The sequence below is a fragment of the Citrifermentans bremense R1 genome, from assembly GCF_000426865.1.
Taxonomy (GTDB): domain Bacteria; phylum Desulfobacterota; class Desulfuromonadia; order Geobacterales; family Geobacteraceae; genus Geomonas; species Geomonas bremensis.
Window position 1 is genome coordinate 37,329 of sequence record NZ_AUGE01000028.1, and the last position, 12,869, is coordinate 50,197.

Below are 12,869 nucleotides of genomic sequence, written 5' to 3' on the forward strand. Positions count from 1 at the left end.
CGCTCCTTTACGCAAGAAATTCAATCACATGTCCAAGGATAGTAGCAAAACTTCCGGGATATTCAAGCCAATAAATATCATTTTCCTTGCCGAACCATGTCATCTGCCGTTTGGCGTAGCGCCTCGTGTCTCTTTTTATGAGGGTAACTGCTTCATCCAGCGTCATTTCCCCTGCCAAATAAGCGGTTATTTCCTTATAGCCGATTGAGCGCAAAGCTTTCAGCTCATGCCCGTACCCCGCAGCCAGCAGCGAGCGGACCTCTTCGACCAGCCCATCCTCGAGCATTTTCTCGACTCTGAGGTCTATGCGGCGGTACAGTTCCTGCCGCTCCACCCGGATCGCCATTTTGAGCGCTTGGTAGTGAACGTCGGAGAAGGCATGTTCCGAGCGGAACGCGGAAACCGGGCGCCCGGTCTGCGTGTACACCTCCAGCGCCCTTATCAGGCGAATCCTGTCGTTTGGGTGCAGGCGCGCCGCAGTCTCAGGGTCAACCAGCGACAGACGCCTCAGCAGTTCCTCACCCGGCACGTCATCGAACTGCCGGCGCAATTCCGGGTCACCTGTGGGAGAGTCCACCAAGCCGTACAGCAGCGCGCGAATATACAGCCCGGTCCCGCCGACAACAATGGCCCTTTTCCCTCTGCGCTCAATGTCGGCGATGGCGGCGGTCGCCTCGCGCCTGAAATCGGAGGCGGTGAAATCCTCATCCGGATCGAGGATATTGATCAGGTGGTGGGGGACGCGGGCCAGGTCTGCAGCGGACGGCTTTGCCGTCCCGATATCGAGCCTGCGATAGACCTGCATGGAGTCCGCATTGACGATTTCTCCGCCGATCTCTTCCGCCAGCTTCACCGCGAGGTCGCTCTTGCCGGAACCGGTGGGGCCTCCAAGGACGATGACCTTGATCTTTTTTCCCTTATCCTGCAACTGGTGCCTCACTTCTGCGTAACGGTCGACACCGCTAGATTCTCTTGAACATCTTCTCCACTTCTGAGAGCGTAAGGGTCTGCATCACCGGCCGGCCGTGAGGACAGTTACTGGAGAAATCGGTCTCATCCATCTGCTTGAATAGTGCCGTTATCTCCACCGGGCTCAGGGTGCGCTTCCCGCGGACCACGCTGTGGCAGGCGATGCGGGCGAGCAGGTCCTCTTGGATATCGCTGAAGGCGCGGCTGCGGCTGAGGCTTCCCAGTTCCTCGAGGATGTCGCGAATCGTGTCCACATACCGCGTCGCCGACAGCACCTGCGGGACCCCCTTCAACAGCCAGGTATTCCCGCCGAACTCTTCGAACTCGAACCCGAGGCGGGCAAGCTCCGCCAGGTGTTCCCGCAAAACGGCCGACTCGCGGAAGGAGAATTCCATGGTCTCCGGGAAGAGAAGCCCCTGACTGTCCACCTCCCTCCCGGCGAACTGCCCTTTCAGCTTTTCGAACGCGACCCGCTCGTGGGCTGCGTGCTGGTCGATGAGAACGAGGTCGGTCCCTCTTTGACAGAGGATATAGGAGGCGTTGAATTGCCCTATGACGCCGAGCGAAGAGAAGTATCCCGCTGCAGCGGGGTCCGCCGTCTCGGGTTCACGGACCGGCACCGGCGCAGCAATGGGGGCATGGGGCAACGCCTCCTTGGACGTCACAGATCCCTGATACTGCGGTCGAAGCGGAGGCTGCGGCCTCGGCTGAAAATCCACCAGGAGCTCCCTGACCTCTGCCACCCGCGCTTCGCTGATCGACAACTGCTGCGGTTGAGCCTGCGGTGCGGGAACCGGTTTTTCAGACGTCAGCGCCGGCCGGGGCTGCGGCGTCACGGGCAGCGGAGCTTGCGACCCCTCCATGGGGGGAACAGCTCGCGCTGCTGCCGCGCCCTTCTCCGTCGGCCGGGATACTGCTGCGACTGCAGGGCGCTTTAGCCACGGCGTTTCCTTGAGCACCGACTCCACCGCGTTCTGGATGGCGTCGTGCACCCGCCCCTGCTCCCGGAAACGAACCTCGTGCTTGGTCGGATGCACGTTCACATCGACTTCGCCCGGTGCGATCTCGATGAAAACGGCGACGACAGGGTAACGTCCGCGCTCCAGGAAGTTGCGGTACGCCTGGAGGAGGGCGTGCTGCACCACCTTGTCCTTGATGAAACGTCCGTTTATGTAGGTGTAGAGATGGCTCCCGGCACTGCGGCTGCACTCCGGCGCCGCAACCAATCCGCTCACCTTGAGCCCCCCCTCCTGGTAGGAGACGGGGTACAAAAAGGAGGCAATGGAACGCCCCAGCATGGTGGCGACCCTCTCCTTCAGGTCCGCATCCAGCGCGCGAAACACCACCTTGCCGTCGTTTTTATAAGTGAAGCGGACCTCCGGCCTGGAGATGGCGAGGCGGGTCAGCAACTCCCCGACGTGCCCCCCCTCCGTCTCGGCGCTCTTCATGAATTTGAGCCGCGCCGGCGTGTTGAAGAAAAGATTCCGCACCGAGATCACCGTCCCGACCGCCATGCCGCATTCCTTCACTTCCTTGATCCGTCCCCCTTCGGCGTAAATCTCCGTCCCCTCGACCGAGTCGCTGGTCCGGGTAGAGATGGTGAGGCGGGAAACCGAGGCGACAGATGGCAGCGCCTCGCCTCGGAAGCCGAGAGTGCAGAGAGAGAAGAGATCTTCGTCTGTCGCGATCTTGCTGGTTGCGTGGCGTTCCAGGGCGAGCAAGGCGTCGTCCCGGGACATGCCGCAACCGGTATCGGAGACCTTGATGAGCCGCCTGCCACCCGACTCTATCTCAACCACGACTTCCTTGGAACCTGCGTCGAGTGCATTCTCCACCAGTTCCTTCGCGACTGAGGCCGGACGCTCCACCACCTCTCCAGCGGCGATCTTGTTGGTTAAATTCTCAGGGAGTATGCGAATCTTCGTTGCCAAGCCATTCCTCTCACAAGCGTTGTAGGGTGAGCCAAGATACCTTAACCAGCGCCTGTTTGTAAATCCAAGATTGAACCCTTTCTCACACGTCACGCCCATGGGGCCGTTGCAGCCATAACAAAGAGTGCTATAACCAAACGATGAAAATTTTTTCATCTCTAAGAGTGCTGACATTGACTGCGGGGATACTATTTGCTGCCGTCTGTTACGCAGACGCAGACTCCTCACCGTTTGTGCATCCCCCCTCTGCCTACCTTATCCAAGTCAACGGACACACCTACAAGGAAAGAAACGCACACATTCGCCGCCCTCCTGCAAGTCTCACCAAAATCATGACAGCACTGATCGTGATGGAGATGTGCAAACTTGACGAAGTAGTAGTTGTGAGTCGGGGCGCAGCCAGGGAAACAGGGAGCAGGATTGGCCTTAGGCGAGGCGAAAGGCTGACTGTGCGGGATTTGCTTGCTGCCACGCTCATGGCCTCAGCCAACGACGCCTGCCGGGCACTTGCCGATCATGCCTGTGGCAATCAAAGGGATTTCGTGGTACAGATGAACGCCCGGGCCCGGGCCCTGCAATTGCAGAACACGCGCTTTACCAACGCCTGCGGCCACGACAACGCCGGACTCTATACCACCGCCCACGATCTGGCACTCCTGACCGAGAAGGCGATGCAAAAGCCATCCTTTGCAGAACTAGTCGCCAGGAAAGAGATGCGCATCCGCACGCTGAACAGCAAGCGCTCCTACTACCTCAGGAACAAGAACCAGCTGATAGGGCGCTATCCAGGTGCAATTGGCGTAAAGACAGGCACGACTCCCAACGCCGGGCAGTGTCTGGTTGCAATCGCCGAGCGTGAAGAGCGCAAAGTGCTGCTGGTTATCATGCACGCCAGAAATCGGTGGCGGGTAGCACCAGCTATGCTCGACGCGGCATTTGCTGCTGATTCCGCAGATATCGAGGAAAACCCAGGCAACACCATGAAGGCAACGGTAGGAGATTAGATGAAGCATTACCGTAAGGAACTCTGGTTCCAGATAAAGTCCAGGCGCGGCTTCGTAAACATCACCGGTGACATTCAGGAGGCACTGCGGGAAAGCGGGATAAAGGAAGGGCTCCTGCTCTGCAACGCCATGCACATTACAGCCAGTGTCTTCATAAACGACGACGAGTCCGGACTGCACCAGGATTTCGAGCAATGGCTGGAAGGGCTGGCGCCGGAGAATCCTCACTCGCGCTACCGGCACAACAGCGGTGAAGACAACGGCGATGCGCATCTCAAGAGGACAATCATGGGGCGGGAGGTTGTTGTTGCAGTCACAGGCGGAAAACTCGACCTGGGGCCCTGGGAGCAGGTGTTTTACGGGGAATTCGACGGAATGCGCAGGAAGCGGGTTCTGATCAAGATCATCGAGGAGTGAATCGGCTAGTCGCCGCTAAATCTCACCACCAGTACGGTTATGTCGTCAGGCTGCGGGTCAGGCTGCCTGGTGAGAGCAATGAGCCGATCCACAGTCTCCAGCGCGCCCTCCTCACTTCTAATCTGCCCAGCAAGTATCTCATGGGTCAACTCAAGCTGCGGGTTGGCGTCGATGAGCCCATCGCTGTAAAGAACAAACACATCCCCCTTTTCGAACTGTACCCTCCCTTCCAGGTAAACTTCCCCCTCCTGCACCCCCAGGGGAAGCCCTCTCGGCGAGAGAGTCTCCATCGCGCCAGTGGCTCTCCTGACAAACACATAGCCATGGCCGCAATCAACGAAAGAAAGGGTGCGTGTGACGGAGTCGAGCTGGGCATGAAAAAGGGTGACAAAGCTCTCGGAATTCTCCAGATCCTCGTTGAGCGCCTTTTCCGCCAGGTGCACTGCCTGCGCGGGTGTGTTGTACAGCGTGACGGCGTGAAGTGCCGCTCTAACGGTCGCCATGAGCATGGCCGCCGCCATCCCCTTGCCCATCACGTCACCAAGAGTCAGATTGAAAACGGTTGGGGTCACCTGCTGCCAATCATAGAAATCCCCTCCCACCTGCTTCGCCGGCAGACACCTCGCGCTTACATCAAAACCGGGGATATTTGGATAACTGCGCGGCAATAGCTTTGCCTGGATTTCCGCGGCGTAAACCAGTTCCAATTGCAGTTGGTAGCGTCGCAGTTCGCTCTCCCTGAGATCTGCCTCAGCTTTCTTGCGCTGGCTGATATCCCTGAAGATCGAGATGTTGCCGGTCACCACGCCGTGCCGGTCCAGCCTTTTCATCGCGTAAAGTTCGCCGATGAAAATTTCGCCGCCTTTCCTGCGGAAGTTCAGCTCTATGAGTTTCCCGTCCACCGGTCCCTCGACGTCGAAGACCTCTTTACCGGTGCTGTGAAAGTCATCCTCATTCGCGTAGAGGATGATGCTGCTTTCTTCCACCACCTCTTCGGAGCTGTAGCCAAACGTGTCAATGAGTGCCGGTTGATTGACATGCAGGATGGTCCGGTTGTGGTCCGCCACCACGATGACGTCCCTGATGCTGTTGAAGAGGTTGCGGTAGTCCTCCGCCCGCTTCTCTATCTCAGCGTATGCTACCTCCAGCGCCTTCTCGGTTTGGCGCTGCTTCGCGCGCTCCGTTGCCTCAGTTAGCGCCCTTTGTACCGCTGGCCCAAGTCTGGACAGCCTGCTTTTGAGCACGTAGTCGGTGGCGCCGCTTTTAAGCGACTCAATCGCCGCCTCTTCACCAAGCTTGCCCGAGACAAAGACGAAAGGAAGATCAGGAAGCTTGGCCCGGACCATGGACAAGGCGCTCATCCCGTCAAAGGCAGGGAGCGCAAAGTCGGCAAGAATGAGGTCCATTCCACCCCGCTGCAACGCTTTGTCGAACTCATCCCGCCTCGACACCACCTGGACCTCACAATCGAGCCCCTCTGCGGTAAGAGCCATCAAGACGAGTTCGGCATCCATCGGATCGTCCTCTAGATGCAGTATGCGCAATCGCTGCGTCATCTGATCCCACCTCTGTGCTGAACCGGAGGCGGCTCGTTCACTATGGCCCAGAACGCGCCTATCTCCTTTACAGCTGTAATGAATTCGTTGAAATTCACCGGTTTGACCACATAAGCGTTGACACCAAGTCGGTAGCTTTCCACTACATCCTTCTCTTCACGCGAGGAGGTTAGAACCACCACGGGAATGCACCGTAATTTCTCATCCGCCTTGATAACGCTCAGCACCTCGAGCCCGTCCACCTTAGGCAGTTTGAGATCGAGCAGGATGACAGCGAGGTTGCCGGCTTCGCTGCCTGCATATTTCCCCTTTTGCTGAAGGTAGTCGAGCGCTTCGGCCCCGTCGCGGACAATATCCACCTCGTTCGCTAAGTTGTGCTCGGCCAAAGCCTCCATGGTGAGTTCCGCATCGTTAGCATTATCCTCAACGAGGAGGATACGTTTTAGCTTAAACGTACCCAGCCTCTCCTTAGTCTCCGCAGCCATGAGTACCTCCCAGACACTCCTTCCAGATGAATACGCAGCTACTGAAAGACGTTCTGATTTTACCATGCCTTCCAATCCTTACACGCAACAGCTTATACTGAATTGGACGCACCTGTCGCATTAAGTACCCCAAGTGGCGGGCGCCAGATAGTTCAAGTGGTTTACCTGCGAGGAAAAGATCTATGGAGGGAGTGAATGGCCAGGGGCCGGTCCCCTGAAGAGAGGGAAGAAGAACCGGCCGGTTCAAGGTAGACAGAGTGAGTGCGTCACTGATGACGCTCTGAGGCAAACAACCCGCGGGAACCTGGTACTCCTATAGGTATGAACGCAACGCGATCTCCGGGATGAACAAGGTGATCGAGAGTGTAGATCTTGTGGTTGATGAATACTCCATCCACCTTTTCAGGCGGCAAGTCCAGCCGCTGTGCTATGCTGATAGCGGTACACCCTGACTCGGGCACGTCCATTTCGACCTCTGTCGGCTGGCCACGTTCTTTCCTGATACCGTGGAGGGCTCCGAACATGCGGACTGTAGCACTTGCTTGACCTGCCATAACAACCTCCTTTAATTTAGGGACTCCGGCTGGAGTAGGTTGTTACGAGCCAGAGCGCTTGGTGGCTCAGCCGCGGTTAAGGTAGGCTGAGTATACGTTCCCGATAATACCCCTCTGGCATTTGATGTCAATGAGGGAAGTCAAACAGCAGCAGCAAGAAAAATATGTGTTATATCTTTTTGTCACAAGCAAATTTGATAGAAAGGAGTAACAATGAAAACGATACTCGCACTGGCACTCATCTTAACATCTGCCACCTTGCTGCAGGCAGCACAAGAAGTGCCGCCCTCAGGAACCAAACTTGGCAGTGTTACAGGAGGGGTATTCAAGGATGCTCACCTGGTGATCGACAACAAATGCGTTTCCTGCCATTCGGCACAGCGGATTGAGCAAGCCTTGGCGGCCGGCAAGGACATGCAGAGCATCCAGCATCGCATGGAGCAAAAAGGCGTCAAGCTCACTGCCGACGAACAGACTGTGCTGGGAATTTTTTGGAAAGATAGCCCCTTGCGAAAGAAGAAGTGAGCTGACGCAGCCGGACATGCCGGTGGGGTTGAGAGTTACTGTGCCAGACTCACCTCCACCGGCACGCCCTTTTTTTCCAACATGGCACGAACCAACTTCGAAAAATCCGTTTTTGCTAGCAGCCCCTCATCATAGAGTCGCTTCAGCGCCTGGCCTACAGTCGGTTCATTCTCCCGGCATCGATGTACTTCGATCAGGACCTTACCGTCACGTACACAGATCTTCAACGGCTGGTACACCACTACGACACTCATACCAACATGCGCCAGTTCGAATAGGGTTGTTATGTCTTCAGGGTAGAGCCGTAGGCAACCGTGGCTTGACCTGCGGCCAATCCCCCACGGTCTGTTAGTGCCGTGAATGAGGATATTGGCCCGGGAGAGGCGCAGCGCATGTGTGCCCAGGGGGTTGCTGGGCCCTGGCGGCACGATTGGCGGTAATCCTGGCACTTCATGTCGTATTGCGTCTGGGACATGCCAGGAGGGGCTGGTTATTTTTTCTATAACTGTGTAAGTGCCCAAGGGGGTTTCAGCACCTTCGTCCCCAATGCCCAGCGGGAAGGTAAAAACGGCGCCAGATTTTCCCTGTGGGAAAAAATACAGGCGGTACTCCGGTAAATTGACAACGATGTCAGGATCACTCTGGACACGCGGCACAATCCATTCAGTCGGAACGGTGACAATTGTTCCCGGTTTGGGAACGAACGGGTCGATGCCAAGATTGGCGTTGACGATCGAGTAGTAGCCAACATCAAATCGTCGCGCTACCTCTACCAGGGACTCGCCTTTGCCAATGGTGTACTGCTGGATGGCGCCAATGGTGCCCCCGGCCTCCTGGAATGTGGCAGCGGAGGCAAAGGAAGGCAAGGCGGCAGCTATTAACGAGACAATTATAGATAAAGTTATTGAAGCGAAACCTAGAGAAGGAGTGAAACCATGACGCGATGGAGAGGTGGCCATGGCGATAGAGTTATTTTTTCTGGTTCAGTTCAAAGATCTTCTGAGCCCGTTGCGCAGACTGTTCAGCAGCAGCAGCGGCAGCTTCAGCTCTTTGTGCGCTCGCCGATGCCGTAGCAGTCGCTTCATCCAGCATCGCTTTATTTGCCAGTTGGGCTTGGTTCACCTGGGCTTCTAAAGCAGCTACGCGGGCCTCAAGTGAATCAGCTTTGCTCTGAAGAGAAGCATTTCGATTTTCGAGGACGTCGACTCTGCAACTGATGGGGTCGAGCTGCTTCTGCACAAAGCTCTTTGAGGCGCAGCCCGTTGAAAGAAGCAAAATAGAAACGACTCCCAGAGAGTAGATCTTCACTTTATACCTCCCTTGCCAAATTATTACATGAGCCTAATTTTAACGATGAGGGTTTGAATTTGCAATGCAAGGGAGGTGAAACACGAAATTAATCTATGACTAAATACGAGCCCAAACAGCAAAAAGCCCCGTCGGGAAATCCTGACGGGGCTTTTCTATTAAATTCCCTGCGGCGACCTACCCTCCCACACCGTTACCAGTGCAGTACCATCGGCCCTGAGAGGCTTAACTTCCGTGTTCGGGATGGGAACGGGTGTGACCCTCTCGGCATAGCCACAGAGAAACTCTTAGCTCGAACCTCTACGGCTCTCGCAATATATTTCTCTACAATTGCATCTTCGTGATTTGTAGGTTTTGACCGCTAGCAGTTTATGATCGGGGGGTGGGAGACCCACCCCCCTCTCTAAGAATTTTTTATGGTCAAGCCTCACGGCCGATTAGTACCGGTAAGCTGAATGCATTACTGCACTTACACACCCGGCCTATCAACGTTGTGGTCTACAACGGGCCTTTAGGGGATTGCTCCCAGGGATACCTAATCTTGAAGGAGGCTTCCCGCTTAGATGCTTTCAGCGGTTATCCTTTCCGTACATAGCTACCCAGCGACTGCTCCTGGCGGAACAACTGGAACACCAGAGGTACGTTCAACCCGGTCCTCTCGTACTAAGGTCAACTCTTCTCAAGTATCCTACGCCCACAGAAGATAGGGACCAAACTGTCTCACGACGTTTTAAACCCAGCTCGCGTACCGCTTTAATTGGCGAACAGCCAAACCCTTGGGACCTACTTCAGCCCCAGGATGCGATGAGCCGACATCGAGGTGCCAAACCTCCCCGTCGATGTGAACTCTTGGGGGAGATCAGCCTGTTATCCCCGGCGTACCTTTTATCCGTTGAGCGACGGCCCTTCCATACAGAACCGCCGGATCACTAAGACCTACTTTCGTACCTGCTCGACTTGTTGGTCTCGCAGTCAAGCTCCCTTATGCCTTTACACTCTACGGCTGGTTTCCAATCAGCCTGAGGGAACCTTCGCGCGCCTCCGTTACTCTTTGGGAGGCGACCGCCCCAGTCAAACTACCCATCAGACAGTGTCCCCGATCCGGATGACGGACCTGGGTTAGACATCCAAACAAACCAGGGTGGTATTTCAAGGATGACTCCACCGAGACTAGCGTCCCAGCTTCAAAGTCTCCCACCTATCCTACACAAGCTTATTCGAATGTCACTGTCAAACTGTAGTAAAGGTGCACGGGGTCTTTCCGTCTTTCTGCGGGTACTCGGCATCTTCACCGAGAATTCAATTTCGCTGAGCCACTGGTTGAGACAGCGCGGAAATCGTTACGCCATTCGTGCAGGTCGGAACTTACCCGACAAGGAATTTCGCTACCTTAGGACCGTTATAGTTACGGCCGCCGTTTACCGGGGCTTCGGTTCAAAGCTTCACCTTGCGGCTAACAAATCCCCTTAACCTTCCGGCACCGGGCAGGCGTCAGACCCTATACGTCGTCTTGCGACTTTGCAGAGTCCTATGTTTTTAGTAAACAGTCGCTACCGCCATTTCTCTGCGACCCTCCAAAGCTAAGAGAGCAAGTCTCTTCACCAAAAAGGGCATACCTTCTCCCGAAGTTACGGTATCATTTTGCCGAGTTCCTTAACCAGTGTTCTCTCAAGCACCTTAGGACATTTATCCTCACCCACCTGAGTCGGTTTACGGTACGGTCACCTGCTGTCTGAAGCTTAGAGGCTTTTCTTGGAAGCATGGGATCAACGACTTTATGGGGATACCCCCTCGTCATCAGCTCTCAGCGTTGAATGGAGAAAGGGATTTGCCTCCTTCTCCCGCCTACGACCTTAAACCAGGACAACCAGCGCCTGGATCGTCTACCCTACTCCGTCCCCCCATCGCAACAACAGGTGGTACGGGAATATTAACCCGTTTCCCATCAACTACGCCTTTCGGCCTCGCCTTAGGGACCGACTAACCCTACGCAGATTACCTTTACGTAGGAAACCTTGGGTTTTCGGTGACAAGGTTTCTCACCTTGTTTTTCGCTACTCATGTCAGCATAATCTCTTGTGATACCTCCAGCCGTCCTCACGGTCGACCTTCGCAGGCTTACACAATGCTCCCCTACCACTCGCTTCTTAAGAAGCGAATCCGCAGCTTCGGTACTACGCTTAGCCCCGTTACATTTTCCGCGCAGACCCACTCGACCAGTGAGCTATTACGCTTTCTTTAAAGGGTGGCTGCTTCTAAGCCAACCTCCTGGTTGTCTGGGCATTTCCACATCGTTTTCCACTTAGCGTAGATTTTGGGACCTTAGCTGGCGGTCTGGGCTCTTTCCCTTTCGACCGCGGATCTTATCACCCGCAGTCTGACTCCCGCAATAACAGTTAACGGTATTCGGAGTTTGGTTAGGTTTGGTAATCCGGTAAGACCCCTAGCCCATCCAGTGCTCTACCCCCGTTACTTACTTTGCGAGGCTATACCTAAATATATTTCGGGGAGAACCAGCTATCTCCGAGTTTGATTAGCCTTTCACTCCTATCCACACCTCATCCCCTGGCTTTTCAACGCCAGTGGGTTCGGGCCTCCACGAAGTGTTACCTTCCTTTCACCCTGGACATGGATAGATCACCCGGTTTCGGGTCTACCCCCAGCAACTAATGCGCCCTATTAAGACTCGCTTTCGCTGCGGCTCCGTTCTATGAACTTAACCTCGCTGCTGAGGGTAACTCGCTGACTCATTATGCAAAAGGCACGCGGTCACACTGGATTGCTCCATAGTGCTCCCACTGCTTGTAGGCATACGGTTTCAGGTTCTATTTCACCCTCCTCATTGGAGTACTTTTCACCTTTCCCTCACGGTACTGGTTCACTATCGGTCAGAGAGTAGTATTTAGCCTTGGGAGATGGTCCTCCCGGATTCCCACGAGGTTTCACGTGCCTCGCGGTACTCGGGGACACCCTAGGGTGAATCATGGTTTCGGATAAGGGGCTATCACCCACTATGGCCGGCCTTTCCAGACCGTTCTCCTACCAATCATCAATCCCACGTCGGGGCCCCACAACCCCCGCACCATCGAAATGGTACAGGTTTGGGCTGTTCCGCTTTCGCTCGCCGCTACTGACGGAATCACTATTGTTTTCTTTTCCTGAGGGTACTTAGATGTTTCAGTTCCCCTCGTTCGCCACGCATGGCTATGTATTCACCATGCGTTACTGAAGCATTACCTCCAGTAGGTTTCCCCATTCGGAAATCTCCGGGTCAAAGCCTGTTTAGCGGCTCACCGAAGCTTATCGCAGCTTACCACGTCCTTCATCGCCTCTCTCTGCCTAGGCATCCACCGTACGCCCTTAGTAGCTTGACCATAAAAAAACTGTAAATCGATCAAAACTGCTATGCATACCCCAGAAGCAATTGACAACTGACAAGTCAATTGACAACTAACTCCCGGTTGTTACCTACAAATTCACTATATGCAATTGTCAAAGAACACTTGAACCAGATTAAGATTCAGATTAAGTAAAACCTTAATCTTTATCTTAGTCTGCTTCTAAGATGGTGGAGGTGAACGGGATCGAACCGATGACCCCCTGCGTGCAAGGCAGGTGCTCTCCCAGCTGAGCTACACCCCCATTTTAAATGGGTTTGATAAATGTGGTGGGCCTAGGTGGACTCGAACCACCGACCTCACGATTATCAGTCGTGTGCTCTAGCCAGCTGAGCTACAGGCCCCTATCCAGAAGCAATTGACAGTGGACAATTGACAATTGACAATTAAACCAACTGCCACTTCTCGCGGCCCGTCATCGCTAACCATTCATCTCTTAACTTTTAAAGAACAAAGGCCCCAGACATCGAGGCTGTAAGCGTCGTCAATTGTCAATTATCAATTGTCAATTGATGTCGCTTGGTCCTTCAAAACTAAACAGTAGACGTCATGTCAATTGTGGGATTGACCTGGATTACCATGACCAGCATCTTACGTGAGCAAGCTCACTGGCTGGTTAGGCTCCTTAGAAAGGAGGTGATCCAGCCGCAGGTTCCCCTACGGCTACCTTGTTACGACTTCACCCCAGTCACCGGCCATTCCTTAGGACGCTGCCTCCCTTG

General features: G+C 54.9%; 10 protein-coding genes, 2 tRNA genes and 3 rRNA genes. 3 read left to right on the forward strand and 12 right to left on the reverse strand.

The window, feature by feature from the left end:
- Window positions 1-7: 7 nt before the first annotated feature.
- Both miaA and mutL read right to left on the reverse strand, forming a co-directional pair.
- Window positions 8-928, reverse strand: coding sequence for a tRNA (adenosine(37)-N6)-dimethylallyltransferase MiaA (miaA, locus tag K419_RS0115365; RefSeq protein WP_026842367.1), 921 nt, complete (start codon window positions 926-928; stop codon window positions 8-10).
- 34 nt (window positions 929-962) lie between these two features.
- The gene (mutL, locus tag K419_RS0115370) at window positions 963-2,900 is read right to left on the reverse strand and encodes a DNA mismatch repair endonuclease MutL (protein WP_026842368.1); all 1,938 of its coding nucleotides are present in this window, start codon (window positions 2,898-2,900) and stop codon (window positions 963-965) included.
- 140 nt (window positions 2,901-3,040) lie between these two features.
- Here mutL and K419_RS0115375 point away from each other — a divergent pair, with 140 nt between their 5' ends.
- Together K419_RS0115375 and K419_RS0115380 are read left to right on the forward strand one after the other, a co-directional pair.
- Window positions 3,041-3,904 (forward strand): D-alanyl-D-alanine carboxypeptidase family protein, encoded by an 864-nt coding sequence (locus K419_RS0115375; protein WP_026842369.1) that lies wholly within the window; start codon window positions 3,041-3,043, stop codon window positions 3,902-3,904.
- Window positions 3,905-4,321 carry a secondary thiamine-phosphate synthase enzyme YjbQ gene (locus K419_RS0115380; RefSeq protein ID WP_026842370.1) on the forward strand — a complete coding sequence of 139 codons (417 nt, stop codon included), beginning with the start codon at window positions 3,905-3,907 and terminating at the stop codon, window positions 4,319-4,321.
- A 5-nt stretch (window positions 4,322-4,326) separates the two neighbouring features.
- Here the strand turns inward: K419_RS0115380 and K419_RS0115385 are convergent, their stop codons facing one another.
- The 3 genes from K419_RS0115385 to K419_RS0115395 form a co-directional block, all read right to left on the reverse strand.
- Window positions 4,327-5,877, reverse strand: a complete 1,551-nt coding sequence (locus K419_RS0115385; protein WP_026842371.1) for a SpoIIE family protein phosphatase — start codon at window positions 5,875-5,877, stop codon at window positions 4,327-4,329.
- The gene (locus K419_RS0115390) at window positions 5,874-6,362 is read right to left on the reverse strand and encodes a response regulator (RefSeq protein ID WP_051293061.1); all 489 of its coding nucleotides are present in this window, start codon (window positions 6,360-6,362) and stop codon (window positions 5,874-5,876) included. Before K419_RS0115390 ends, K419_RS0115385 begins: the two co-directional genes overlap by 4 nt.
- A gap of 266 nt (window positions 6,363-6,628) precedes the next feature.
- Window positions 6,629-6,916, reverse strand: a complete 288-nt coding sequence (locus K419_RS0115395) for a MoaD/ThiS family protein (protein ID WP_012529407.1) — start codon at window positions 6,914-6,916, stop codon at window positions 6,629-6,631.
- 213 nt (window positions 6,917-7,129) lie between these two features.
- Here K419_RS0115395 and K419_RS0115400 point away from each other — a divergent pair, with 213 nt between their 5' ends.
- Window positions 7,130-7,441: a hypothetical protein gene (locus K419_RS0115400; protein WP_012529406.1), complete on the forward strand. Its 312-nt coding sequence runs from the start codon at window positions 7,130-7,132 to the stop codon at window positions 7,439-7,441.
- Window positions 7,442-7,476: 35 nt separating this feature from the next.
- Here the strand turns inward: K419_RS0115400 and K419_RS0115405 are convergent, their stop codons facing one another.
- The 7 genes from K419_RS0115405 to K419_RS0115435 form a co-directional block, all read right to left on the reverse strand.
- Window positions 7,477-8,307 (reverse strand): L,D-transpeptidase family protein, encoded by an 831-nt coding sequence (locus tag K419_RS0115405; protein ID WP_226377708.1) that lies wholly within the window; start codon window positions 8,305-8,307, stop codon window positions 7,477-7,479.
- A gap of 103 nt (window positions 8,308-8,410) precedes the next feature.
- A complete protein-coding gene (locus tag K419_RS0115410; protein WP_026842374.1) occupies window positions 8,411-8,749 on the reverse strand; it encodes an alanine-zipper protein in 339 nt (112 codons plus the stop codon).
- A gap of 164 nt (window positions 8,750-8,913) precedes the next feature.
- Window positions 8,914-9,030: ribosomal RNA gene (gene rrf / locus K419_RS0115415) — 5S ribosomal RNA — on the reverse strand.
- 135 nt (window positions 9,031-9,165) lie between these two features.
- A 23S ribosomal RNA gene (locus K419_RS0115420) occupies window positions 9,166-12,123 on the reverse strand.
- Between the two features lie 192 nt (window positions 12,124-12,315).
- Window positions 12,316-12,391: transfer RNA gene (locus K419_RS0115425), tRNA-Ala, on the reverse strand.
- 23 nt (window positions 12,392-12,414) lie between these two features.
- Window positions 12,415-12,491 (reverse strand) — tRNA-Ile (locus tag K419_RS0115430).
- A gap of 285 nt (window positions 12,492-12,776) precedes the next feature.
- A 16S ribosomal RNA gene (locus K419_RS0115435) occupies window positions 12,777-12,869 on the reverse strand; the annotation flags it as partial.